Annotated in this window: 22 protein-coding genes and 2 tRNA genes; 13 read left to right on the top strand and 11 right to left on the bottom strand. The window is 41.5% G+C overall.

Features of this window, described 5'->3' with window-relative positions:
* Positions 1–10: 10 nt before the first annotated feature.
* The 4 genes from tsaE to orn all read right to left on the bottom strand — a co-directional run bounded on the left by tsaE (position 11) and on the right by orn (position 1447).
* Entirely contained in the window at positions 11–481 is a 471-nt protein-coding gene (gene tsaE / locus BKK48_RS06095; protein WP_077427258.1) for a tRNA (adenosine(37)-N6)-threonylcarbamoyltransferase complex ATPase subunit type 1 TsaE, read from the bottom strand.
* Positions 482–639: 158 nt separating this feature from the next.
* Positions 640–715: transfer RNA gene (locus BKK48_RS06090), tRNA-Gly, on the bottom strand.
* Between the two features lie 14 nt (positions 716–729).
* Positions 730–805: transfer RNA gene (locus BKK48_RS06085), tRNA-Gly, on the bottom strand.
* 93 nt (positions 806–898) lie between these two features.
* The gene (gene orn / locus BKK48_RS06080; RefSeq protein ID WP_077427257.1) at positions 899–1447 is read right to left on the bottom strand and encodes an oligoribonuclease; all 549 of its coding nucleotides are present in this window, start codon (positions 1445–1447) and stop codon (positions 899–901) included.
* Positions 1448–1517: 70 nt separating this feature from the next.
* On the opposite strand from orn, the gene rsgA reads away from it, so the two are divergent.
* The 6 genes from rsgA (at position 1518) to BKK48_RS06050 (ending at position 9773) form a co-directional block, all read left to right on the top strand.
* Positions 1518–2558 carry a small ribosomal subunit biogenesis GTPase RsgA gene (gene rsgA, locus BKK48_RS06075; protein WP_077427256.1) on the top strand — a complete coding sequence of 347 codons (1041 nt, stop codon included), beginning with the start codon at positions 1518–1520 and terminating at the stop codon, positions 2556–2558.
* A gap of 147 nt (positions 2559–2705) precedes the next feature.
* A complete protein-coding gene (gene ptsH / locus BKK48_RS06070) occupies positions 2706–2963 on the top strand; it encodes a phosphocarrier protein Hpr (protein WP_077414172.1) in 258 nt (85 codons plus the stop codon).
* Positions 2964–3065: 102 nt separating this feature from the next.
* Positions 3066–4793: a phosphoenolpyruvate-protein phosphotransferase PtsI gene (gene ptsI, locus BKK48_RS06065; protein ID WP_077427255.1), complete on the top strand. Its 1728-nt coding sequence runs from the start codon at positions 3066–3068 to the stop codon at positions 4791–4793.
* Positions 4794–4852: 59 nt separating this feature from the next.
* A complete protein-coding gene (gene crr, locus BKK48_RS06060; RefSeq protein ID WP_077427254.1) occupies positions 4853–5353 on the top strand; it encodes a PTS glucose transporter subunit IIA in 501 nt (166 codons plus the stop codon).
* A 55-nt stretch (positions 5354–5408) separates the two neighbouring features.
* Positions 5409–6608, top strand: coding sequence for a mannose-6-phosphate isomerase, class I (manA, locus tag BKK48_RS06055; protein WP_077427253.1), 1200 nt, complete (start codon positions 5409–5411; stop codon positions 6606–6608).
* A 120-nt stretch (positions 6609–6728) separates the two neighbouring features.
* On the top strand, positions 6729–9773 hold the full coding sequence (locus BKK48_RS06050) for a glycoside hydrolase family 2 TIM barrel-domain containing protein (protein ID WP_077427252.1): 3045 nt from the start codon (positions 6729–6731) through the stop codon (positions 9771–9773).
* A 66-nt stretch (positions 9774–9839) separates the two neighbouring features.
* Here BKK48_RS06050 and BKK48_RS06045 read toward each other — a convergent pair whose 3' ends face one another.
* From BKK48_RS06045 to BKK48_RS06030, 4 genes are all read right to left on the bottom strand, one after another.
* Positions 9840–11114 (bottom strand): citrate synthase, encoded by a 1275-nt coding sequence (locus BKK48_RS06045; RefSeq protein ID WP_077427251.1) that lies wholly within the window; start codon positions 11112–11114, stop codon positions 9840–9842.
* Positions 11115–11138: 24 nt separating this feature from the next.
* Positions 11139–13742, bottom strand: coding sequence for a bifunctional aconitate hydratase 2/2-methylisocitrate dehydratase (gene acnB / locus BKK48_RS06040; protein WP_077427250.1), 2604 nt, complete (start codon positions 13740–13742; stop codon positions 11139–11141).
* Positions 13743–13839: 97 nt separating this feature from the next.
* Positions 13840–15087 (bottom strand): NADP-dependent isocitrate dehydrogenase, encoded by a 1248-nt coding sequence (icd, locus tag BKK48_RS06035; RefSeq protein WP_077427249.1) that lies wholly within the window; start codon positions 15085–15087, stop codon positions 13840–13842.
* A gap of 325 nt (positions 15088–15412) precedes the next feature.
* The gene (locus BKK48_RS06030) at positions 15413–15676 is read right to left on the bottom strand and encodes a GrxA family glutaredoxin (RefSeq protein ID WP_077427248.1); all 264 of its coding nucleotides are present in this window, start codon (positions 15674–15676) and stop codon (positions 15413–15415) included.
* 119 nt (positions 15677–15795) lie between these two features.
* On the opposite strand from BKK48_RS06030, the gene BKK48_RS06025 reads away from it, so the two are divergent.
* Positions 15796–16692 carry an ATP-grasp domain-containing protein gene (locus BKK48_RS06025; protein ID WP_077427247.1) on the top strand — a complete coding sequence of 299 codons (897 nt, stop codon included), beginning with the start codon at positions 15796–15798 and terminating at the stop codon, positions 16690–16692.
* Positions 16693–16729: 37 nt separating this feature from the next.
* Here the strand turns inward: BKK48_RS06025 and BKK48_RS06020 are convergent, their stop codons facing one another.
* Positions 16730–17332: a chalcone isomerase family protein gene (locus tag BKK48_RS06020; RefSeq protein ID WP_077427246.1), complete on the bottom strand. Its 603-nt coding sequence runs from the start codon at positions 17330–17332 to the stop codon at positions 16730–16732.
* A 202-nt stretch (positions 17333–17534) separates the two neighbouring features.
* The gene (gene fumC, locus BKK48_RS06015) at positions 17535–18929 is read right to left on the bottom strand and encodes a class II fumarate hydratase (RefSeq protein ID WP_077427245.1); all 1395 of its coding nucleotides are present in this window, start codon (positions 18927–18929) and stop codon (positions 17535–17537) included.
* Positions 18930–19167: 238 nt separating this feature from the next.
* Between fumC and BKK48_RS06010 the strand changes: the two genes are divergently transcribed.
* The 6 genes from BKK48_RS06010 (at position 19168) to BKK48_RS05990 (ending at position 23947) form a co-directional block, all read left to right on the top strand.
* Positions 19168–19599: a DNA polymerase III subunit chi gene (locus BKK48_RS06010; RefSeq protein ID WP_077427356.1), complete on the top strand. Its 432-nt coding sequence runs from the start codon at positions 19168–19170 to the stop codon at positions 19597–19599.
* A 30-nt stretch (positions 19600–19629) separates the two neighbouring features.
* Positions 19630–20142: a hypothetical protein gene (locus BKK48_RS06005; protein WP_077427244.1), complete on the top strand. Its 513-nt coding sequence runs from the start codon at positions 19630–19632 to the stop codon at positions 20140–20142.
* Positions 20143–20153: 11 nt separating this feature from the next.
* Positions 20154–20321 (top strand): hypothetical protein, encoded by a 168-nt coding sequence (locus BKK48_RS09965; protein ID WP_167366160.1) that lies wholly within the window; start codon positions 20154–20156, stop codon positions 20319–20321.
* A gap of 86 nt (positions 20322–20407) precedes the next feature.
* Positions 20408–20719, top strand: a complete 312-nt coding sequence (gene yqfB, locus BKK48_RS06000; RefSeq protein ID WP_077427243.1) for a N(4)-acetylcytidine aminohydrolase — start codon at positions 20408–20410, stop codon at positions 20717–20719.
* Positions 20720–20730: 11 nt separating this feature from the next.
* Positions 20731–20991 carry a hypothetical protein gene (locus tag BKK48_RS05995; RefSeq protein ID WP_077427242.1) on the top strand — a complete coding sequence of 87 codons (261 nt, stop codon included), beginning with the start codon at positions 20731–20733 and terminating at the stop codon, positions 20989–20991.
* 91 nt (positions 20992–21082) lie between these two features.
* Positions 21083–23947: a valine--tRNA ligase gene (locus tag BKK48_RS05990; RefSeq protein WP_077427241.1), complete on the top strand. Its 2865-nt coding sequence runs from the start codon at positions 21083–21085 to the stop codon at positions 23945–23947.
* 61 nt (positions 23948–24008) lie between these two features.
* Here the strand turns inward: BKK48_RS05990 and BKK48_RS05985 are convergent.
* Positions 24009–24210 (bottom strand): IS3 family transposase (locus BKK48_RS05985; protein WP_143538812.1); only part of this gene is annotated, 202 nt, incomplete at its 5' end.

Below are 24210 nucleotides of genomic sequence, written 5' to 3'. Positions count from 1 at the left end.
AGATAAAAAATTAACGTTGTTGAAGAATTTGCTCACCTAAATCATTTTGGGCGATTAATGTGATGTTTCTTGCATCATCATAATAATCAATATTGACCAATAAATCAGCCGGCGGAAGAATACCCGCCCCTTTTTCAGCCCACTCAATCAGGCAAATCGCCTCTTTGGCAAAATAATCCCGAATGCCCATAAATTCCAATTCTTCCGGGTCGGCAAGACGATACAAATCAAAATGATAAATCATTTTCCCGGTAATATTGTATTCTTCCACAAGGGTGTAAGTAGGGCTTTTTACCTTACCTTGAAAACCTAAACCTTGCACCATACCTCGTGTGAGTGTGGTTTTGCCCGCACCTAAATCACCGTTTAAATATAATATAACGGCACGTTTGGCATGACAGCCTAAAATGGTTTCGGCCAATTTTTTGCCAAAACGCAACATTGTGGCTTCATCAGGAATATACTGGGTTAACGCATTCATGGATTGATGATTATCGAAGTCAAAAACAGGCTGAAATTCTACCGCACTTTTGTGTTTTTCGCTAAGGGGATTTTCCTGCTATTAGTGCTTATTTGATAAAAAATGTTCAGCGTTTTCTCAACAAAAAATCCATCGCCTTTCGGCAATGGATTGGAATTTGGAGCGGGAAACGAGGCTCGAACTCGCGACCCCAACCTTGGCAAGGTTGTGCTCTACCAACTGAGCTATTCCCGCAGAGAATGTAGGATTGGAGCGGGAAACGAGGCTCGAACTCGCGACCCCGACCTTGGCAAGGTCGTGCTCTACCAACTGAGCTATTCCCGCAGTTCACTTAAGTGAATGGGGAGGCATTATACGAATATTTTGATCCCTTGCAAGGGCAAATTGATCAAAATGCGTTGCCTGATTAAGTTTTCATCAATCTAATTGAATGAAATGATCTCGATAATAGGCAAGTTCTTTGATGGATTCACGAATATCATCTAGTGCTAAATGGGTATTTGCTTTTTTGAAACCTTCTAAAATTTCAGGTTTCCATCGTGCTGCCAGCTCTTTTAAGGTGCTGACATCTAAATGACGGTAATGGAAATAATCAGCCAATTCCGGCATATATTGATAAAGAAAGCGTTTGTCCTGAGCGATACTGTTACCACAAATCGGCGATGCCCCTTTGGGCACCCAGCGTTTTAAAAAATCCAAAGTTTGTAATTCGGCGGCCCGTTCGGTGAGTTTGCTGCCTTTTACCCGATCCACTAAACCGTTTTCTGTGTGGGTTTTGACACACCATTCTGACATTTTTCCTAATAATTCATCGCTTTGATGAATGGCAAGCACAGGGCCTTCAGCCAGAATATTTAAGTTTTTATCGGTGACAATGGTGGCGATTTCAATAATGCGTTCTTTTTCTGGATCAAGCCCTGTCATTTCCAGATCAATCCAAATCAGATTTTGTTTATCTAATGGCATAATATAAGGTATCCTATGTAAAAATTTTTTCCATTCTATCAAAATCACAATAAAAAACGACCGCACTTTTATGGCTAAACGAAAACTGACCCGAAACCAAGCCCGCCGAATTGAATCCAACCATGCCCGCACTTTGCATCGTCATCATAAAAAAGACATTGAATGGCAAGATGACATGTTAGGGGAGTCGCAAGAAGGGATTGTGGTGACCCGTTATTCCGTGCATGCGGATGTGGAGAATACACAAGGGGAAATTTGCCGTTGTAATTTACGCCGTACTCTTTCAAGTTTGGTGGTGGGCGATCGCGTGATTTGGCGAAAAGGCAACGAGCAATTACAAGGTGTCAGTGGGGTAATTGAAGCCATTCAACCAAGAAAAAATGAACTGAGCCGGCCGGATTATTATGATGGTTTGAAACCCATTGCAGCAAACATTGATCGCATTATTATCGTTTCCGCTGTTTTACCCGCCCTTTCTCTCAACATTATTGATCGCTATCTTGTGGTGTGTGAAAACGCAGGGATTGACCCTGTTATTGTGGTGAATAAAGCAGATCTCTTGACCTCGGCACAAGAAAAAGAGGTTGAGGAACAGTTAAAAATTTATCGTGATATTGGCTATCAAACCCTTATGGTTTCCGCTCAAAATGGAAAAAATATGGAAAAATTGACTGCACTTTTCCGTGAAGGAACATCCATTTTTGTTGGGCAATCCGGTGTGGGGAAATCAAGCCTGATTAATCATATTTTCCCAACAGTGAAGGCACAAGTAGGGGAGGTGAGTGAAACTTCGGGATTAGGTCAGCATACGACCACATCCTCACGTCTTTATCACTTGCCTCAAGGTGGGAGCTTAATTGATTCACCGGGGATTCGGGAATTTGGCTTATGGCATTTAGATAAAGATCAGATAACCAAAGGATACCGAGAGTTTCAATATGTGTTAGGAACCTGTAAATTCCGTGATTGCCAACATTTACAGGATCCCGGTTGTGCGTTGCGGGAAGCGGTTGATCGTGGTCTAATTTCTTCGGTTCGTTATGAAAACTATCATAAATTGATTGCAAGTTTAGAAGAAACCAAATCCCAACGGCATTTTTCAACCGTTTAAATTAAAATGAAAAAATCCGTGATTTTTTTATGATGTAACTCAAGTTTTTTTGCCTTTTTCCTTGATTATTTAGCCTTTAACAAGGATACTATCCCCGCTTGAAAGACAGGTTTTAAATTAAACAATTACGAAAATAGAGGTAACATTATGTTTTCAAAAGACGTAGAAATCACCGCCCCTAATGGTTTACACACTCGTCCGGCAGCACAATTTGTCAAAGAGGCGAAAGCTTTCGCTTCTGATATTACTGTGACATCTGCAGGGAAAAGTGCGAGTGCGAAAAGCTTGTTTAAATTACAAACTTTAGGTTTAACACAAGGAACTGTCATTACTATCTCAGCGGAAGGAGAAGACGAACAACAAGCTGTTGAGCATTTAGTGGCGTTAATTCCAACGTTAGAATAATTTTGAGCATAGCCATAAAATCCGTTTTAAATTTACTTAGGTAAATGCAGGGTTTTGTGGCTATTTTTTGTTTAACTCCTATTAAAATTTCGGAAGGTAAACATGATTTCAGGTATCCCTGCATCCCCCGGTATTGTTTTTGGTAAGGCATTAGTGCTTAAAGAAGAAAAGATCGTACTGGATACAACAAAAATTACCGATGAGCAAATTGACGCTGAAATTGCACGTTTTTATGAAGGCCGTAGTGCGGCAGTTGAGCAGTTAAATTCTATTAGAGATCGTGCTTTTGCTTCATTGGGTGAAGAAAAAGCCGCCATCTTTGAAGGTCATTTAATGATTCTTGAAGATGAAGAACTTGAAGAAGAAATTATTAATTATTTACGTTCACATAAAGTGAATGCCGGTGTGGCTGCAAGCAAAATCATTGATCAACAAGTGGCGATGTTGTCCGAAATTGATGATGAATATTTGAAAGAGCGTGCAGGTGATATTCGTGATATCGGTAATCGTTTAGTTAAAAATATTCTTGGTATGCCGATTGTTGATTTAGGTGATATTAACGAAGAATCTATTCTTGTTGCTTATGATTTAACCCCATCGGAAACCGCACAGTTAAATCTTGATAAAGTTCTTGGTTTTATTACGGATATTGGCGGACGTACTTCCCATACCTCTATTATGGCCCGTTCTTTGGAATTACCGGCAATTGTGGGCACGAATAATGTAACAGAACAAGTCAATACCGGTGATTTCCTGATTCTTGATGCGGTCAATAACAAGGTTTATGTTAATCCAACTCAAGCCCAAATTGATGAATTAAAAGCCTTAGAAGCCAAATTGGCGGAAGAAAAAGCGGAATTGGCGAAATTAAAAGATCTCCCGGCAGTCACATTAGATGGGCATAAAGTGGAAGTGGTCGCCAACATCGGGACGATTCGTGATTGCGAGGGAGCAAACCGTAATGGTGCAGAAGGTGTGGGCTTATATCGTACCGAATTCCTCTTTATGGATCGTGATCAGCTTCCAACAGAAGAAGAACAATTTATTGCTTATAAAGAAGTGGTCGAGGCCATGGCAGGGCGTTTGGTTGTGCTTCGTACGATGGATATTGGTGGTGATAAAGATTTACCCTATTTAGATCTTCCAAAAGAAATGAACCCGTTCTTAGGCTGGCGTGCGATTCGTATTGCTTTAGATCGTCGTGAAATTCTTCATGCCCAGTTGCGTGCCGTGTTGCGTGCTTCTGCTTTTGGTAAATTAGCCGTTATGTTCCCAATGATTATTTCGGTGGAAGAAATTCGTGAATTAAAAGCCGTGATTGAAACCCTGAAAGCTGAATTACGAGCAGAAGGAAAAGCCTTTGATGAGAATATTCAAATTGGTGTGATGGTGGAAACCCCATCTGCGGCCGTCAATGCGAAATTCTTAGCGAAAGAAGTGGATTTCTTCAGTATCGGTACGAATGATTTAACACAATATACATTAGCGGTGGATCGTGGTAATGAATTAATTTCCCATCTTTACAATCCAATGCAACCTTCGGTACTTGGTTTAATTAAACAGGTTATTGATGCTTCCCATGCAGAAGGAAAATGGACGGGGATGTGCGGAGAATTGGCCGGTGATGAGCGTGCAACCTTGCTCTTATTAGGAATGGGATTAGATGAATTTAGTATGAGTGCAATTTCTGTACCTCGTATTAAAAAACTGATTCGTAGTGTGAGTTTCCAAGAGGTTAAAGGGCTTGCAGACCAGGCATTGCAGAAACCAACCGCAGCGGAAATTGAACAATTAATTGAAGAATTTTTGGTGGAAAAATCACTAAATTAGATACAAAATTAGCATTTTAAGCTAAAATATCAGTTATCTTTAATGGATAGGAGATTAAAATGGGCTTATTTGACAAACTCTTCGGCTCTAAAGAAAACAAATCAGTGAACGTTGAGATTTATGCACCGCTTTCCGGTGAAATTGTAAATATTGAAGATGTTCCTGATGTGGTATTTTCTGAGAAAATTGTTGGGGATGGTGTCGCCATTCGTCCGACAGGAAATAAAATTGTTGCCCCGGTTGATGGCGTTATTGGTAAAATTTTTGAAACTAATCACGCATTTTCAATGGAATCAAACGAAGGCGTGGAATTATTCGTTCACTTCGGTATTGATACTGTCGAATTAAAAGGTGAAGGTTTTACCCGCATTGCACAAGAAGGACAATCGGTAAAACGGGGTGATACCGTGATTGAATTCGATCTCGAGTTGCTTGAAGCGAAAGCTAAATCTGTATTAACACCGGTGGTGATTTCGAATATGGATGAAATCTCAAGTATTGAGAAAAAAGCAGGTGAAGTCGTTGCGGGCGAATCTGTGGTGCTAAGCCTTAAAAAATAATTTTATATAAGATGAAAAGTCCGCCGTTGTGCGGATTTTTTATTTGGAGGGAAAAATGATTTATAAATTAACCGGTGCTTTGCAGCATTATGTTTGGGGGGGAGCACATTATCTTCCGCAACTGTTAAATTTTGAAGCAGAAGAAAACCAACATTATGCCGAATGGTGGCTTGGTGCGCATCCTTCTGCTCCTGCGATCATTGAGATTGAGGGTAAAGATTTACCGCTGACAGCATTTTTACAGCAAAATCCAACGGCACTGGGTGAGAAAAGTCGGGAAATCTTTGGTGAGGCATTGCCTTATTTATTGAAGATTCTTGATGTGGCAAAGCCGCTTTCTATCCAATTGCACCCCACCAAACAACAAGCGGAAATCGGCTATGCCGCAGAAAATGACAAAGGCATTGATTTAAAAGATCCAAAACGCACTTATAAAGATGATAATCATAAACCGGAAATGATGATTGCTTTATCTGATTTTTGGTTGTTGCATGGTTTTAAAAAGAAAGAAAAAATCCTCGCAACATTGGCTATACGTCCTTCTCTTGCACCATTGGCCGAAAAATTACACACACAAGATAGCCATGCCTTTTATGCGGAAGTGATGCAAGCGGATCAAACCCAATTATCTCAATGGCTTGTCCCGATTATTGAGCAAAATCGTAAAGCCTATCACGCAAATGAACTTACACCGAATAATCCCGATTATTGGCTGCTTTATACGATGGAAGCCATGGCGATTTCACCGGAAAAATTAGATGCGGGGCTAGTCTGTTTTTATCTTTTCAATATTGTTCATCTGAAAAAAGGCGAAGGCATTTATCAAGAAGCAGGTATTCCACACGCTTATTTGCGTGGGCAAAATATTGAATTGATGGCCTGTTCCGATAACGTTATCCGTGGTGGTTTGACGCCAAAATATGTGGATATTCCGGAATTATTGAAAGTGGTGGATTGTCGTGAGGTTGAACCACAGATTATCCCTGTTGCCCCTCATGATATGCGTGTCTTCACTTATTCCACGCCGGCAAAAGATTTCGCTTTACAAAATATTCAATATGAATGTGGTGAAACCCATCGCCTTAAAATCCAAAGTGCAGGTATTCTAATGGTAATGAAAGGGCAAATTAATTTACGTTCGGAAACCATCGTACTTTCCCTTAAACAAGGCGAATCGGCCTTTATCACCTCCGGTTCTTCTTATGAAGTTGAAGGATTATTAGAAGGCTATGCCGTTATCGCCAAACTGCCTTAATGAGCGAATAGCATAAAGGATATTGGATATTGTGATCACTCTCACAAAATCCAATATCCTTTCTGAATGGAAAGTCAAATTCAGTTATAGTAAAGGCATCTTTTCTTTTTCGGAGTTGTTATGCCATTACCGAATTATTTCCAAGATCCCCAAATTCTTCATATTAATACCACACCCCATCATGCTTATTTCATTCCTTTTGATTCCGTGGAAAGTGCGGTCAAAAATCAACGAGAATTTTCTGCCTTTTTCACGTTGCTGAATGGAGAATGGGATTTTGCCTATTTTGATCGTTATGTGGATTTGCCGGAAGATTTTCTTCATTTTTCTTTTTCAGAAAAAATCCCGGTTCCCGCTAACTGGCAAAACCACGGTTATGATCATCACCATTATACGAATGTGAATTATCCTTTTCCTTTTGATCCGCCCTATGTTCCCATTGATAATCCCTGTGGGTTATATCATCGTATTTTTACGTTATTTCCAAATGCCCAAAAACGTTATTTGCTGAATTTTGAAGGGGTGGACAGCTGCTTATTTGTGTATGTGAACCGTCAGTTTGTGGGGTACAGTCAAATTAGTCATTGCACCAGTGAATTTGACGTGACTGATTACCTCAAAGAGGGCGAAAATCATCTTCATATTGTGGTATTAAAATGGTGTGACGGTAGCTATTTGGAAGATCAGGATAAATTCCGTATGTCGGGGATTTTTCGTGATCTATATTTGCTGGAACGGGAAAACCATTATTTGCAGGATTTTTTTATTCGCACGGAACTTACCGATGATCTCAAAAGTGCGGTCATTTCTGTGGACGTTTCTTTTGTAGAAAAGGGGAAACCGGCAAAGTGTCGTGAAATTGCGTGGCAACTGACTGATCCGCAAGGTGAAATTTTGCTTTCTGCAGTGACAGAAAAGGGGTTTCATATCACCCTAAATGAAATTACTTTATGGAATGCGGAAAATCCTCAACTTTACACATTGCTCTTTCGTTATGGAAGCGAGGTAATTTGCCAAAAAATCGGTTTGCGTAAGATTGAAGTCAAAAATGGGGTAATGCGGTTTAACGGAGAAGCAATTAAATTTAAAGGGGTGAACCGTCATGATAGTGACCCGAAAACCGGTTATGTCGTCAGCTGTGAGCAAGCCTTACAAGATTTACGGTTAATGAAAGAACATAATTTCAATGCCATTCGCACCGCTCATTATCCTAATGCGCCTTGGTTCACCGAGCTTTGTGATGAATATGGCTTTTATGTGATGGCGGAAAGCGATATTGAATCCCACGGTACGAATACGGTGTATGTGAAATCACCGGAAACCAGTATCTTGTTAGGGGTGAAAACAGAGGTTAATTATGAGGCAATACGCCAGCAAACCATTGATAATTATTGCTATATGGCGCGTAGCCCCGAATTTAATGCCGCCATTTTAGACCGCACTTATGCCAATATTGAGCGGGATAAAAATCGCACTTCAGTGGTCGTGTGGTCGCTTGGTAATGAAAGTGGTTATGGTGAGAACTTTGAACAAGCCGCCGCTTGGGTGAAGGCCCGTGATCCCAGCCGATTAGTACATTATGAAAATGCGATCTTTCAACATTCCGCTCATCAAAATGATTTAACCCACCTTGATTTCCACAGTGAAATGTACACCAGTACCGAAGATTTGGCGGCTTATTTTTCCAATGCGAATCATACGAAGCCTTATTTATTTTGCGAATACCTCCATGCAATGGGAAATTCTTGCGGTGATGCAGAAGATTATTTCCAAGCCATGGAAGGTTACCCGGGGGCAGCAGGCGGTTTTGTGTGGGAATGGTGTAACCATTCCCCTTATTTGCCACATTCCAAGCGGATGGGCTATGGCGGGGATTTTGGTGATACGCCCAATGACGGCAATTTTTGTGCAGACGGTTTAGTAACGGCTGATCGCCAAGTGCAAAGCAATTTGCTGGAGCTAAAAAATGTACAACGTCCGCTTCGGGCTTTTTTAGATAAAGGTAAAGTGTGGCTAAAAAATAATTTGGATTTCACTGATACGGAAGAATTGATCGCCATTCACTATCAAATCACCGAAAATTTGCAGGTGATCAGTGAAGGTGATGTGGATGGAATAAAAATTCCCCCAAAAACGACCGCACTTTTCCCCGTTGATTTACCGAAAGCGGATAAAGGGGTTTGGCATATCACACTGACTTATTATCAAAAAGTGGCTCGTGGCTTAGTGGCGAAAAACCATTGTTTAGGTTTTGATAAGCTTTGTTTTTCTTCCCAAAAAATGTTGTCTGTTCCTCAAATGAAAAAAATGGAAAAGCCAATTGCTGTGGAGGAAAAGGATCATCAAATTTTAGTTTCCGTAGGGAAAATGGCTTACGAATGGGATAAACACCGAGGCATTATTACTCAAATTTCTTGCGAGGGACGCCCTTGGCTCAATGCCCCTTTGGATTTTAATATTTGGCGGGCGCCACTGGATAATGACAATTTAATAAAAACTCATTGGTTGGCAGCCGGTTTCAATCAAGCCATCACCCGAGCCTATGATTTTGCCATTATTAAGCAAGAAAATGCACTGGAAATTCGAACTCAATGTGGTATCAGTGCCGTTTCCCGTGAACGTATTTTAACCCTTGATGTGATTTATCGAATGGATACTCAAGGCAATTTATCCATAAAAGTTCATGCTAAAAAAACACCGCACTTGCCGTTTTTACCACGTTTTGGCGTTCGTTTTTTCTTAAAAGAAGCCTTTCAACAAGCGAAATATATCGGTTATGGGGAAACGGAAAGTTATCTTGATAAACATCAGGCAACGCAATTGGGTTGCTATCAAACCACCCCAAAAGCCAATCATGTTCCCTATTTAAAACCGCAAGAGAACGGCAGCCATATGGGGTGTCAATATTTTGAGATTAAAGGGGAACAAGAAGGTTTTTCCATCCATTGTGATACTCCTTTCAGTTTTAATCTTTCCCCTTATACGCAAGAAGAATTGGGATCGAAAAAACATCATGATGAATTGGAAGAAAGTGGCAGCACCATATTATGTGTGGACTATAAAATGAGTGGTATCGGCTCAAATTCTTGTGGGCCAAGTTTGAAAGAAAAATACCGTTTAAATGAAACTCAGTGGGATTGGGCAATGCAGTTTTCACCGTGCTAAGGAAGGCTTAATGGAAAAAAGTGCGGTTGATTTTAACCGCACTTTGAATGAGTCAAGATTTCTTGCCTATTTTAAATGGCGCGCTTGATGACCGGTATAAATTTGTCTTGGACGGACAATTTTTAGGTGTTCTTCGTTCATTTCTTTCCAGTTCGCAATCCAACCGACAGTTCTGCCTAGGGCAAAGATGACGGTGAACATTGACACTGGAATACCGATAGCTTTTAAAATAATACCGGAATAGAAATCCACATTTGGATAGAGTTTTCGTTCAATAAAATAAGGATCGCTTAGCGCAATGCGTTCAAGCTCCATCGCAACTTCTAATAATGGGGTGGTGATACCCAGCTCTTGTAACACTTCATGGCAGGTTTCACGCATCACTTTGGCACGAGGATCGTAGTTTTTATACACTCGGTGTCCGAACCCCATTAAGCGGAACGGATCGTTTTTATCTTTCGCTTTGGCGATAAATTCCGCAATACGGTCCACCGTACCGATTTCTTCTAACATTCGTATGCAAGCCTCGTTTGCACCGCCATGAGCAGCACCCCATAAAGAGGCAATGCCTGCTGCAATACAGGCAAAGGGATTTGAACCTGAGGAGGCAACACTACGCACGGATGAGGTAGAGGCATTTTGTTCGTGATCGGCATGCAGGGTAAAAATTCTATCCATTGCTCGTTCTAACACGGGATTTACCACATAAGGCTCACAAGGGGTGGCGAACATCATATATAAGAAGTTACCCGCATAGGAGAGGTGATACTGTGGATACATAAATGGGCGGCCAATGCTATATTTGTAGCACATTGCTGCCAAGGTTGGCATTTTGGCTAATAAGCGGATGGCTGTGCGATCAATATCTTTGTCTGCTTGGAAATCATCATTGTAGAATGCGGCCAACGCACTACTTGCCGCACACATCACCGCCATAGGGTGGGAATCTCGCCGAAACCCTTGGAATAGGCGGGTAAATTGATCGTTTACCATATAATGTGAACAAATTTCTTTTTTGAAATCAGAGAGTTGTTGTTCTGTCGGTATTTCTCCCTCTAACAATAAATATGCCGTATCAAGATAGGTTTTATTAAAGGCTAATTCGTCGATGGGATAACCTCGATGTAATAAAGTGCCTTGATCACCGTCAATGTAAGTAATACTGGATTCACAAAGTGCGGTGGAGGTTAGTCCCTGATCGTAGGTGAATAAACCTTGTTTTTGCAAGCTTTCTACACCAATTGCATCATAGCCTAAAGAACCTTGGTAAACTGGTAAGGCGATTTTACGACCATCACTTAAATGAAGTTCTGCAGTTAAAGTTGGATGTAAGTTTGGCATATTAAGTCTCCTTTTGTGTTTTCGTTATACTGCTGTTTGAAAAATCAAACCCTCAGCTTTGTTGAGATAGCTGTTGATTTGGTCGAAATTCATATAGCGATAGGTATCCTCTTTGTCTGTTTCAAGACTTTGCACATATTGCAAATATTCTTCCGGTGTTGGAATACGGCCTAGTAAGGCACAGACAGCGGAAAGCTCTGCGGAGGCGAGATAAACGAAAGCGCCTTTACCCATTCGATTTGGGAAGTTACGGGTTGAGGTGGAAACAACGGTCGCACCATCTGCTACTCGTGCCTGATTGCCCATACAAAGGGAACAACCCGGCACTTCAATTCGTGCTCCGCTCTTGCCGTAAATACTATAATATCCCTCATCACTTAAGAGATGGGCATCCATTTTAGTGGGTGGCACAATCCACAGACGGGTTGGGAGCATGCCTTGATGTTGGTTGAGTAATTTGCCGGCGGCACGGAAATGGCCGATATTGGTCATACAAGAACCAATAAAAACTTCATCGACTTTATCACCTTGTACTTCCGATAATAGGCGGGCATCATCGGGATCATTTGGGGCACAGACAATAGGCTCTTTGATGTCGTTGAGATTAATATCAATAACCGCCGCATATTCAGCATCCTTATCCGCCTCCAATAATTGTGGATTGGCAAGCCAATCTTGCATAGCCTGAATGCGGCGTTCAAGTGTGGTTTTATCGCCATAACCTTCAGCGATCATCCACTTGAGTAGCACAATATTAGAATTAAGGTATTCGATGATCGGTTCTTTATTGAGTTTAATGCTGCAAGCCGCCGCCGAACGTTCAGCCGAGGCATCGGAAATCTCAAAAGCTTGCTCTACTTTTAGGTGTTCCAACCCCTCAATCTCAAGGATTTTGCCGGAAAAAATATTCTTTTTGCCTGCTTTTTCTACCGTGAGAAGACCTTGTTGAATCGCATAATAAGGGATGGCATGGACTAAATCCCGTAGTGTAATGCCGGGTTGCATTTCTCCGCTAAAGCGAATTAAGACAGATTCAGGCATATCCAACGGCATAACGCCGGTTGCGGCAGCAAAGGCCACAAGTCCGGAACCGGCAGGAAAGGAGATACCAATTGGAAAGCGAGTGTGGGAATCACCGCCGGTGCCGACCGTATCCGGTAATAACATACGGTTTAACCAAGAATGGATAACACCATCGCCGGGACGTAATGAAACGCCGCCTCGATTCATAATAAAATCCGGTAAGGAATGGTGAGTGATGACATCGACCGGTTTGGGATAGGCTGCGGTATGGCAGAATGATTGCATCACTAAGTCAGCAGAGAAACCCAAGCAGGCTAAATCTTTTAATTCATCACGGGTCATTGGCCCTGTGGTATCTTGTGAGCCAACACTGGTCATTCGTGGTTCGCAATACTGTCCAGCTCGAATTCCGGTGACTCCGCAGGCCCGCCCTACGATTTTTTGAGCAAGTGTAAAGCCCTTATTCTTTTCATTGGCGATTTGCGGTTTGGCAAACACATCGCTTTCCGGTAGGCCTAGTGCTACTCGTGCTTTGTGCGTTAAGCCTCGGCCGATGATCAAGGGAATACGACCACCGGCTCTCACTTCATCAAGTAATACATCTGTTTTCAGTTTAAAGGTTGATAGAACTTCATCGGTATTATGTTTACACACTTTACCTGCATAAAGGTAAATATCAATGACATCGCCCATATTGAATTGACTGACATCCAGCTCAATAGGGAGGGCGCCGGCATCTTCCATAGTGTTAAAGAAAATCGGTGCAATTTTGCCACCAAGTACCACACCACCTGTCCGTTTGTTGGGAATATAAGGCATATCTTCACCCATTAGCCATAACACGGAATTCGTGGCAGATTTGCGTGAGGATCCTGTTCCTACAACATCGCCCACATAGACTAATGGAAAACCTTTTTGTTTTAGTGCTTCAATTTGTTTCATCGGCCCAATGACACCGGCTTCGTCCGGTTCAATCCCTTCTCTCGGGTTTTTTAACATGGCTAATGCATGTAAAGGGATATCAGGACGTGACCAAGCATCTTGTGCCGGTGATAGATCATCTGTATTGGTTTCACCGGAAACTTTAAAAACGGTATAGGTTAATTTTTCAGCTAATTGAGGGCGGGATAAAAACCATTCGGCATCTGCCCAAGATTGTAGAACTTGCCGGGCATAGGCGTTGCCTTGTTTGGCTTTTTGCGCAACATCATAAAAGTTATCAAACATTAATAAGGTATGCGATAAAGCTTTCACGGCTAATGGTGCAAGCTCGTCAATATCCAATGTATCAATGAGAGGAGCGATATTGTACCCCCCTTGCATTGTACCTAATAATTGCACGGCTTTTTGTGGTGAAATCAAGGGTGATTGTGTGTTTCCCTTAATTAAATCTGCTAAAAAAGCCGCTTTCACATAGGCGGCTTCATCAACGCCTGTGGGAATGCGGCTTTCAAATAATTCAACGAATAGATTTTGATTTTCAGGTGGTGGGTTTTTTAGCAATTCGACTAATTCTGCCACTTGCTGGGCATTGAGTGGAAGAGGGGCGACACCTTGAGCAGCCCGTTGGTTAACATGGGTTTGGTATTCAGTAAAAAATGACATAGGCGATCTCCGTCTGAATGAAAAAGGATAGAAAGTCGTGAGTAAAGCCTCAGTGAATTTATCATGGAAAACGAATACAGCGATAAAAGTTAATGATTTACATATTACTCACAATGTCTTGGGCAAATTCCATAGTAGAACGCAATTTAGCATTCTCCAGTGTTTCGGCTAAATCCAAGGTGACGGTTTTATTGGCAATGGTTTTTGCCACCCCTTTTACCACTAAATCGGCCGCTTCCGTCCAGCCCAAATGACGTAGCATCATTTCACCGCTCAAAATAATGGAGCTTGGATTGGCTTTATTTTGCCCTGCAATGTTAGGTGCGGTGCCGTGAGTGGCTTCAAAAATAGCGCTTTCTACCCCAATATTCGCACCGGGTGCAATACCGATACCGCCAACTTGGGCTGCTAAGGCATCGGAGATGTAGTCACCGTTCAGATTTAAGGTCGCAATCACATCGTAATCTTTAGGGTGGAGCAGTACCTCTTGTAAAAATGCATCAGCAATGCAGTCTTTTATGATAATTTCCCGTCCGGTTTTGGGATTTTTCAATTTGTGCCATGGGCCGTTATCAATGATTTCAGCACCCAATTCTTGTGCAACTTGATAACCCCATTCTTTAAATGCCCCCTCGGTAAATTTCATAATATTGCCTTTATGTACCAAAGTGAGTGAGCGGCGATCATTATCAATTACATATTGCAATGCAGAACGTACGAGGCGTTGTGTCCCCTCTTTTGAGACCGGTTTAATGCCAATACCGCATTGCTCGGTGAAACGAATTTTTTTCACTCCCATTTCATGGCGTAAAAATGCCATCACTTTATCGGCTTCTGCTGATCCTGCTTGCCATTCCACGCCGGCATAAATATCTTCCGAGTTTTCACGGAAAATAACCATATCAACGAATTCAGGGTGTTTGACCGGGCTTGGTGTGCCATCATAATAACGGATAGGACGTAAACAGTTATACAAATCCAATTCTTGTCGCATGGTGACATTTAATGAACGAATGCCGCCGCCCACCGGTGTCATCAATGGGCCTTTAATTGCAATATGATATTGTTTGATTGCCTTTAATGTTTCTGCCGGCAACCAGGTGTTTTCACCGTAAATTTGATTGGCTTTTTCACCGGCATAAATTTCTAACCAATCAATTTTTCGTGTCGTACCATAGGCTTTCGATACGGCAGCATCAATAACCAAACGCATTGCGGGTGTCACATCTACGCCGATACCATCACCTTCGATAAAGGGAATAACAGGATTGTTTGGGACATTGAGGGAGCCATCGTGATTGAGTGTAATTGCTTGACCGTTAGCTGTTGCTACTTTGTGTTGCATAGTTTCACCTCACAGATTTGAGTTAGGGATGGGTTGAGAAAAATTTTCCTCAACTGGGAGCTAGTATAATCTTTATACACAACAAATAACAATATCTTTACAAAAATATAATAAGGAAAAAACAATTTAGGGTTGAATAGGATTTCGAAGATGAAAGGTCGATTTCATGGAAATGCGTTTTTAAACGAAAGAGAACGGTTGTGATGTTGCGTCTTCAAGTGAAAATAAAAAGGCCAAGTACTGTGAGTACAGGGCTTAGCCTTTAAATTTTGTAAACTTTTCAAAAATTGACCGCACTTTACGGCAGTTTAAATTAGGTTGGGAATTAAGAAGTGATACCGAATTGTGCTTTCATTAAGGCTTCAAAATCTGTGCAACCGCCAATCGGTTTTTTATCAATGAAAATTTGTGGGACGGTTTTCACCTCTTTTCCGACTAGTTTGGATAAATCGTCTTTGGTCATACCTTCTTCATTGATATCCACATAGCGATAATCAAAATCAGCCAATTCATCTTTTAATTTTTCAGCAAGGTTTTTTGCACGGATACAAAAAGGGCAACCGGAGCGGCCAAAAATCTCAACAAACATCATTTTCTCCTCTATGTTAAATTTTCGCCATTCTACTCTTTTTTTGATAGACCATAAACCGTTTTTCAGGATTGCTATGATTGGTATAATGCATTGCCGTTTTTGATTGGAAATTTTCGATGAAATTATTGATGCTTTGCCGTGAGCCTCGTTTATACAGTTGTCAACGTTTAAAAGAAGCTGCAACACAATGTGGGCATGAAATGGATATTTTAGATCCAAATCGTTGTATTCTAAAACTCACAGAAAATACACCGCACTTTGAGATTTATTATCAACCAAAGGAAGGAGAGGTTTATCTTTTGCCTGATTATGATGCCGTATTACCCCGTTTCGGCACAGCAAGCACCAAAATGGGCTGTGCGGTGTTACGCCACTTTCAAGCCAAAGGGGTCTATTGCTTGAATAAGGAAAAGGCATTTTTAATGGCGCGGGATAAATGGGAAAGTTTACAAGTTTTGCGAAGTCATGGCATTGCCGTACCGAATAGCCGATTGTCAGGCATCGAAAGTGAGTCTAAAGCCGTGGTGGAAGCGATGGATTGTCCTTTAATTATCAAAACCTTAAAGGGATCTCAGGGGATTGGCGTGATGTTGGCGGAAAAGTCACAAAGTGCCGTTAGTATTTTGGAAACGCTAAAACAAGCGAATGTGTCGGTATTGCTACAAGATTTTGTGGCAGAAGCCGCAGGCGAAGATATTCGGTGTTTTGTGGTGGGGGATAAGGTTATCTCCAGTATGCAGCGTATCGGGCAAGCAGGGGAGTTTAGGGCGAATTTTCATCGTGGTGGCAGTGCACAACCTGTTCTTTTAACGGAGGAAGAAAAACAGTTGGCGGTTAGCGCCACAAAAGCCTTGGGGCTTGTGGTTTCGGGCGTGGATCTTATTCGCTCTAAGGACGGTTTATTGGTGTTGGAAGTTAATGCCAGTCCGGGATTGGAAATGATCGAGAAAACCAGTGGAGTGGATATTGCATTGCAGATCATGCTCTATTTGGAAAAAATGGTGCAATCATAAGAGAAAGGCGAACAGACAATCTGTTCGCCTTTTGGTTTTATCCGTTTAAATTATTTTGTGGATCGTAGTTTGGTGGTAACTCCGGCATGGTATTTTCTTCATCAAAAGGTTCGCTTGCCGGCTGATATTGAAATTCTTGAGGATTTTGCTCGCCCTTTTCTTTACCCAATAATTGAGGCTGTAATTTCACAAAGCTGCTTTTTGGAGAAAGCCAAATATCAATAAAGGCTTGAGTAAATTTGGCATCAAATTCATGATTTAGCACGGTATCGTTGGCAATAAAATAGCCTTTATTTTCTAATGCCACGAAATTTAAAATGTCATTGGGTGAAAAATCAGGAAAAATTTCCTGCATTTTTTTCAACCAAGCATTGGTGTCATCGGCACTGAGTTGCTGGGCTTCCATTTCTTTGATGAGGGTGATCGCAAAGTTTTTGCCTTCAATAGGTTTTTCATATTTGATAGAGAACATCAATGGAGATTGATTTTCTTGGTATGAACCGTTTTCGGAAAAAAGTCCGACACTATATACATGGAAAGGCCCCCAAGTATATTCAGCATGACCGACCTGTTGCCAATGGGCAGAAAGTGCGGTTGAAAAAAAAGCTAAAATTGTCACGAAAAGGGATTTCATTTTCATATTGTTCTTTCACGGTTCAGTAAGGCGCAGATTATAACAAAAGCCTCTTTAAAATCTCAAATAGAGCGAATTAAAATTTCAATGATATGGTGTTAGCTATCTTGCTGTACGGTTTATCCTCTATGTAGCGCGTTGCCCGTTTAATTCACGATAAAAAAAGGCGAGAGTATCCCCGCCTTTGACCGTTATTTTATGGCTAAGTTTATTTTAAACTACCCACCATATCTTCAGGGCGCACCCATTTGTCAAAATCTTCCGCTGATACTAAGCCAAGATTAATGGCCTCTTCACGCAAGGTTGTGCCGTTTTTATGGGCGGTTTTGGCAATTTTCGCCGCATTTTCATAACCGATATGCGTATTCAGTGCGGTGACTAACATTAATGAATTTTCAAGCTGTTGTTTAATGCGTGGGTAATTCGGCTCAATGCCTACCGCACAATGTTCATCAAAGGAAACACAAGCATCACCTAATAATTGTGCCGATTGGAGGAAATTGGCAATCATCACCGGATTAAATACATTTAATTGAAAATGACCTTGTGAGCCGACAAAGGCAATGGTGGTATCGTTACCGAACACTTGTGCACAAACCATTGTCATGGCTTCACATTGAGTTGGGTTCACTTTACCCGGCATAATGGAAGAACCCGGTTCATTTTCAGGAATTAAAATTTCACCGATACCGGAACGAGGGCCGGAGGCTAATAAGCGAATGTCGTTTGCGATTTTGAACAAACTCATTGCAAGTTGGCGTAATGCACCGTGAGTTTCCACAATGGCATCATGCGCCGCTAATGCTTCAAATTTATTATCAGCGGTAACAAATGGAAGTCCGGTAAATTTGGCAATGTAATCGGCTACCTTCACATCATAGCCTTTTGGTGTGTTTAATCCTGTTCCGACTGCTGTACCGCCAAGGGCTAATTGGCTCAAATGAGGAAGGGTATTTTTTAATGCACGCAAGCCGAAATCCAATTGTGTGGCATAGGCTGAAAATTCTTGACCTAAGGTGAGGGGGGTTGCATCCATTAAATGGGTACGACCAATTTTCACCACATCTTTGAACGCTTCAGATTTTGCGGCAAAGGTTTTTTGTAAGCGTTCAACACAAGGAATAGTGTGTTCCACCACTTTTTTATAGGCAGCAATGTGCATTGCCGTTGGGAAAGTATCATTAGAAGACTGGGATTTATTAACATCATCGTTTGGGTGAATAATGGATTTTTCACCTAATTTTCCGCCATTTAACACATGAGCACGATTTGCCACCACTTCATTCACATTCATATTAGATTGCGTGCCGGAGCCGGTTTGCCAAATCACAAGCGGGAACTGATCATCTAATTTATTCGCTAAAATTTCATCGCAGGCTTGGGCGATTAAATCACGTTTTTCAGCGGCCAACACACCTAAATCATGGTTGGCAAAGGCAGCGGCTTTTTTCAAATAACCAAAGGCTTCAATAATTTCAGCCGGCATGGAGGCTTCAGGCCCAATTTTAAAATTATTGCGTGAGCGTTCAGTTTGTGCAGCCCAATATTTATCGGCAGGAACTTGAACTTCACCCATGGTGTCTTTTTCAATGCGAAATGCCATTATGATACTCCTATTCAATAAGATGAAACGAAAAAACGACCTGATTTTAACACTTCAGAGGTATGAATGGAATGTAACAAAAAAGCGAAAAATCAGTTTTGTGATTTAGATCATAAAAAAGTGCGGTCGGTTTAATGAGCGTTTTTTCTATTGGCTCAAAGCATGATTTAACCATTTATTTTTCCCTGATTTTTCGGTAAAATTCGCCAGTTTACAGCTTGGTAAAATTGAGATGAAAATGGTAAAAAATGCGCAGTTTTACATTTTAACGGAACAAACCCCGCTGAGTGTTGAACAGCTTGCGTGTAACTTGGCGGCTTCCGCTTGGCGCTTGGGTAAGCGAGTGCTGATTGCTTGTGAAACAGAGCAGCAAGCCCTCGATATTGATGAAGCACTTTGGCAACGGGAACCCGATGAATTTGTACCCCATAATTTATCTGGTGAAGCGACCCAATATCCCACTCCGATTGAAATTTCATGGAAAGGAAAACGCAATGCCCAACAACGGGATTTGCTGATTAACTTGCAACAAACCGTACCGGAATTTAGCCATAGTTTTACTCAGCTGATTGATTTTGTACCGGTGGAAGAAACGCCTAAAGCGCAAGCACGAGAACGTTATAAACAACTTCGTATGCAAGGCTGGCAACTTTCCACGGAAAATACCTAATTTAAGATAAACCTTATGGAGCTAACTAATATGAAATTGACAATGAAATTTGCTTTCTCTCTTTTAATAGGTAGCAGTGTTTTAACTTTAGCGGCTTGTGATAACCAAGAGGCAAAAACACCTGAAAAAATGACCGCACTTTCTGAAAATAAAACAGAAGCGGTATCGGTAACGTCAGAAGCTGTTAAAGAGGAAATCCCATCCCCAGCAGCGAAAGGTGAAGCGGTGGAAAAGACTGATAAGGTTGAAGCTGTGGGAAAAACTGTTGAAGAAATGGGAACCACCGCTGATTCTGATGGTAAGAAAGATGACATGGCAGAAAAAAAAGTGGTACGTCATTCAGAAAAAGTGCGTAAAACGGCCACAAATCGCTACTTAAAAGAACAAAAAGCCTTATTGAAAGTGCTTGAATCCCAATATCAACAGATCCGTTGCACTGCAGAGGCGGCTAAATTAGGTGAGAATAGTTTTTGCCGCCAAGAAGAACGCCGTTTATTATCCGAAATTAAACGTGTGAAAGGGGAGATTCGGGTTAATCAATAAGGAATAGTCAGATGACTAAAGAAGAAATTTTAGCGCAACAGAGACAGCTTAAACTTCTTTTCTCAGTATGGATGAAAGAGAAAATGAAACACGAAGTCGTGACCTTTCAAAAGCGGAATGGGACTATTGTTGAACATTATCCTGATGGAAAAGAAAAAATTGTAGGTTATGCGAAATAAAGCTGTTTTCTAATGTTTTAGAAAAATTGGTTAACTCACGGGTTACAAAAAATCCCTAAAATTTAACCGCTCTTTTAAGGAACAAAATGCCACCAAACGATATTACTTTCTACCAACGCTTTGAAGCCGATATTCTCGCAGGGCTGAAAACCATCACCATTCGGGATAAATCCGAAAGTCATTTTAAAGCGGGTGATGTTTTGCGTGTTGGGCGCTTCGAGGATAATCAATATTTCTGCACGATTGAAGTATTAAGTGTTTCGCCTATTACCTTAGATGAATTAACGGAACAACATGCTGAGCAAGAAAATATGACGTTGGCTGAGTTGAAAAAAGTGATTAGAGAGATTTATCCGAATGAAGAGTTGTTCTATTTAATTGCATTTACTAAAAATTGACTGGGGATCTTATGAAAAATCAAGATAAAAAAGAAAAATATGCTAAACAAGCTAAGATTTGTTTTTTAGCCTTTCCTCTAATAGCTTTCCTAGGAATATTTGATTATAGCAAGGTTCAAAATACTGACGGAGAAATGAATTTTGATTCTTTAACTTTTACAGCTAAATTTCTGTTTCAGTTAGGTGGCGAACAGGCAGTATTGTTTGGTCCCTTAATTTTTGCCTTATTAATTCTTTTAACAGGAGTGTTTTTCTTTTATAAATCTAAATGATATTCCTATATGGAGTAGAGAAAAACTAGCTTCATCATTAAGTAATTATAGTGGACTAAGAAAGTCCACGTTATACAAAAAGAGATTAACAATGACACAAAACCTCCAAATGGCAGACCGTTTTAATCCGTCTGCGGTAGAACAAGCCCTTTATCAACACTGGGAAGAGAAAGGGTATTTTAAACCGAGTGAAAATCCGAATGTACCGAGTTATTGTATTGCCATTCCGCCACCGAATGTGACGGGGAGTTTGCATATGGGGCATGCGTTCCAGCAAACCCTGATGGATACGCTGATTCGTTTTCATCGTATGGAAGGGCATAACACCCTATGGCAAGCGGGCACCGATCACGCAGGCATCGCCACCCAAATGGTGGTGGAACGTAAAATTGCGGCGGAAGAGGGCAAAAACCGTCACGATTATGGGCGTGAAGCCTTTATCAACAAAATTTGGGATTGGAAAGCTTATTCAGGTGGCACAATTAGCCAACAAATGCGCCGTTTGGGGAACTCAATCGACTGGGAACGTGAACGTTTCACCATGGACGAGGGGCTATCCAATGCAGTAAAAGAAGTGTTCGTTCGTCTGCACGAAGAAGGCTTGATTTATCGTGGTAAACGCTTGGTGAATTGGGATCCTAAATTGCATACAGCGATTTCTGATCTGGAAGTGGAAAACAAAGAAAGCAAAGGATCGCTTTGGCATTTCCGTTATCCACTCGCCAATGGCGTAAAAACAGCAGATGGCAAAGATTATTTGGTGGTGGCGACCACCCGTCCTGAAACCATGTTGGGTGATACGGCGGTGGCAGTTCATCCGGAAGATGAACGTTACCAATCATTAATTGGTAAAACCGTGATGCTCCCACTCGCTAATCGTGAAATTCCGATTGTGGCGGATGAGTATGTGGATCGTGAATTTGGTACCGGTGTGGTAAAAATCACCCCTGCTCACGATTTTAACGACTATGAAGTGGGGAAACGCCATAATTTACCGTTGGTGAATGTGTTGACGCTCAATGCGGATATTCGTGACGAAGCGGAAGTCATCGGCTACAACAATAAACCTTTGGAAAATTACACCGCACTTATTCCTGAAGATTACCGTGGCTTAGAGCGTTTTGTAGCCCGTAAGAAAATCGTTGCGGATTTTGAGGCAATGGGGCTGTTGGAAGAGATTAAACCGCACGATCTCAAAGTGCCTTATGGCGACCGTGGCGGTGTGCCGATTGAGCCAATGCTTACAGATCAATGGTATGTGAGCGTTAAACCGCTCGCTGAAGTGGCAACGAAAGCGGTAGAAGACGGTGAAATCCAATTTGTACCGAAACAGTATGAAAACCTGTATTTCTCTTGGATGCGGGACATTCAAGATTGGTGTATTTCACGCCAACTTTGGTGGGGACACCGTATTCCGGCATGGTATGATGCTGAGGGCAATATCTACGTTGCACGCAACGAGCAAGAGGTTCGCACAAAATACAATTTGCCTGCGGATTTAGCCTTAAAACAAGATGAAGATGTGTTAGACACTTGGTTCTCATCCGGCTTGTGGACGTTCTCTACACTGGGTTGGCCGGAACAAACCAAAGAACTCAAAATGTTCCACCCGACAGATGTATTAATCACCGGATTTGACATCATTTTCTTCTGGGTGGCTCGGATGATTATGTTCACCATGCACTTCATCAAAGATGAAAATGGTAAACCGCAAGTACCGTTTAAAACGGTTTACGTTACGGGCTTGATCCGTGATGAGCAAGGACAGAAAATGTCCAAATCGAAAGGCAATGTGCTTGACCCGATTGATATGATTGACGGTATCAGCCTTGAAGATTTACTGGAAAAACGCACCGGTAATATGATGCAACCACAACTTGCGGAAAAAATTGCCAAAGCAACCCGTAAAGAGTTTGCCGAAGGCATTAGCGCACATGGTACGGATGCGTTACGTTTTACCTTGGCAGCCCTTGCCAGCAATGGGCGTGATATTAACTGGGATATGAAACGCCTTGAAGGGTATCGCAATTTCTGTAATAAACTGTGGAATGCCAGCCGTTTTGTGTTAACCAATGAAAAATTGGATTTAAGCGAAGGGGAAATTGAATTTTCCGTGGCAGATCGTTGGATTGAATCTTGTTTTAACCGCACTGTGGGGGATTTCCGTGAAGCATTAAGCCAATATCGTTTTGACTTAGCAGCTAATGCGATTTACGAATTTACCTGGAACCAATTCTGCGACTGGTATTTGGAGTTAACCAAACCAGTATTTGCAATGGGTACACCGGCGCAAATTCGTGCGGCAAGCCAAACTCTTGTGCGTGTGTTAGAACAATTATTGCGTTTAGCACACCCGTTAATTCCGTTTATCACGGAAGAAATTTGGCAAAAAGTAAAAGGCTTTGTCGGCATTGAAGCGGATAGCATTATGTTGCAACCGTTCCCAACGGTGGATGAAACTGCCTTTGATGATGAAGCCGAGCGTGAAATTAATTGGTTAAAAGAAGTGATTGTGGCTGTGCGTAACATTCGGGCAGAATGTAATATCGCCCCAAGTAAAGGATTAGATTTATTGTTCCGTAACATTGATGCGACAGAACAAAAAATTCTTGAAAAACAGACCGCACTTTTATGTGCAATGGCAAAATTGGGTGAGGCACGCGTGTTAACGGAAGGGGAAAATGCCCCGCTTGCCGTGGCTAAATTGGTAGGCAATACGGAACTTCTTGTGCCAATGGCGGGTTTTATCAACAAAGAAACCGAGCTTGCCCGTTTGACCAAAGAGATGGAAAAATATCAACAGGAAGTCAAACGTATCGAAGGTAAACTTAGCAACGAAGCCTTTGTTGCCAAAGCACCGGAAGCAGTAATCGCCAAAGAACGTGAGAAAATGGCTGAATACCAATCGGGATTAGAAAAAATCCGTGAGCAGTATAAAGCCATAGAAGCTTTATAATCCGCTCATTAAAAATGAGAAAAGCAGGAATTTTGATCTGACCCCAAAAAGTTAGACTCATTTAATTCAAGGACTGAGTTCTGTATTCCACAGGGCTTAGTCCTTTTAATTTAACTTGAATCCGTTCATGATTATAGTAATGAATATATTCATGGATGGCTTTTTCAAGTTGCTCAAACGTTTCAAATTGCTTGCCGTAATAACATTCCGTTTTTAATCGAGCAAAAAAGCTCTCTATCGCACCATTATCCAAGCAATTTCCC

Source organism: Rodentibacter heidelbergensis, from assembly GCF_002000125.1.
Classification (GTDB): domain Bacteria; phylum Pseudomonadota; class Gammaproteobacteria; order Enterobacterales; family Pasteurellaceae; genus Rodentibacter; species Rodentibacter heidelbergensis.
This window is presented reverse-complemented; position numbering and strand designations above follow the sequence as displayed.

Excerpts from the sequence above, each read along its gene's own strand:
- tsaE (WP_077427258.1), bottom strand. The coding sequence starts at position 481 with ATGAATGCGTTAACCCAGTATATTCCTGATGAAGCCACAATGTTGCGT.
- orn (WP_077427257.1), bottom strand. The coding sequence starts at position 1,447 with ATGCCATTAGATAAACAAAATCTGATTTGGATTGATCTGGAAATGACA.
- rsgA (WP_077427256.1), top strand. The coding sequence starts at position 1,518 with ATGGCTAAACGAAAACTGACCCGAAACCAAGCCCGCCGAATTGAATCC.
- ptsH (WP_077414172.1), top strand. The coding sequence starts at position 2,706 with ATGTTTTCAAAAGACGTAGAAATCACCGCCCCTAATGGTTTACACACT.
- ptsI (WP_077427255.1), top strand. The coding sequence starts at position 3,066 with ATGATTTCAGGTATCCCTGCATCCCCCGGTATTGTTTTTGGTAAGGCA.
- crr (WP_077427254.1), top strand. The coding sequence starts at position 4,853 with ATGGGCTTATTTGACAAACTCTTCGGCTCTAAAGAAAACAAATCAGTG.
- manA (WP_077427253.1), top strand. The coding sequence starts at position 5,409 with ATGATTTATAAATTAACCGGTGCTTTGCAGCATTATGTTTGGGGGGGA.
- BKK48_RS06050 (WP_077427252.1), top strand. The coding sequence starts at position 6,729 with ATGCCATTACCGAATTATTTCCAAGATCCCCAAATTCTTCATATTAAT.
- BKK48_RS06045 (WP_077427251.1), bottom strand. The coding sequence starts at position 11,114 with ATGCCAAACTTACATCCAACTTTAACTGCAGAACTTCATTTAAGTGAT.
- acnB (WP_077427250.1), bottom strand. The coding sequence starts at position 13,742 with ATGTCATTTTTTACTGAATACCAAACCCATGTTAACCAACGGGCTGCT.
- icd (WP_077427249.1), bottom strand. The coding sequence starts at position 15,087 with ATGCAACACAAAGTAGCAACAGCTAACGGTCAAGCAATTACACTCAAT.
- BKK48_RS06030 (WP_077427248.1), bottom strand. The coding sequence starts at position 15,676 with ATGTTTGTTGAGATTTTTGGCCGCTCCGGTTGCCCTTTTTGTATCCGT.
- BKK48_RS06025 (WP_077427247.1), top strand. The coding sequence starts at position 15,796 with ATGAAATTATTGATGCTTTGCCGTGAGCCTCGTTTATACAGTTGTCAA.
- BKK48_RS06020 (WP_077427246.1), bottom strand. The coding sequence starts at position 17,332 with ATGAAAATGAAATCCCTTTTCGTGACAATTTTAGCTTTTTTTTCAACC.
- fumC (WP_077427245.1), bottom strand. The coding sequence starts at position 18,929 with ATGGCATTTCGCATTGAAAAAGACACCATGGGTGAAGTTCAAGTTCCT.
- BKK48_RS06010 (WP_077427356.1), top strand. The coding sequence starts at position 19,168 with ATGGTAAAAAATGCGCAGTTTTACATTTTAACGGAACAAACCCCGCTG.
- BKK48_RS06005 (WP_077427244.1), top strand. The coding sequence starts at position 19,630 with ATGAAATTGACAATGAAATTTGCTTTCTCTCTTTTAATAGGTAGCAGT.
- BKK48_RS09965 (WP_167366160.1), top strand. The coding sequence starts at position 20,154 with ATGACTAAAGAAGAAATTTTAGCGCAACAGAGACAGCTTAAACTTCTT.
- yqfB (WP_077427243.1), top strand. The coding sequence starts at position 20,408 with ATGCCACCAAACGATATTACTTTCTACCAACGCTTTGAAGCCGATATT.
- BKK48_RS05995 (WP_077427242.1), top strand. The coding sequence starts at position 20,731 with ATGAAAAATCAAGATAAAAAAGAAAAATATGCTAAACAAGCTAAGATT.
- BKK48_RS05990 (WP_077427241.1), top strand. The coding sequence starts at position 21,083 with ATGACACAAAACCTCCAAATGGCAGACCGTTTTAATCCGTCTGCGGTA.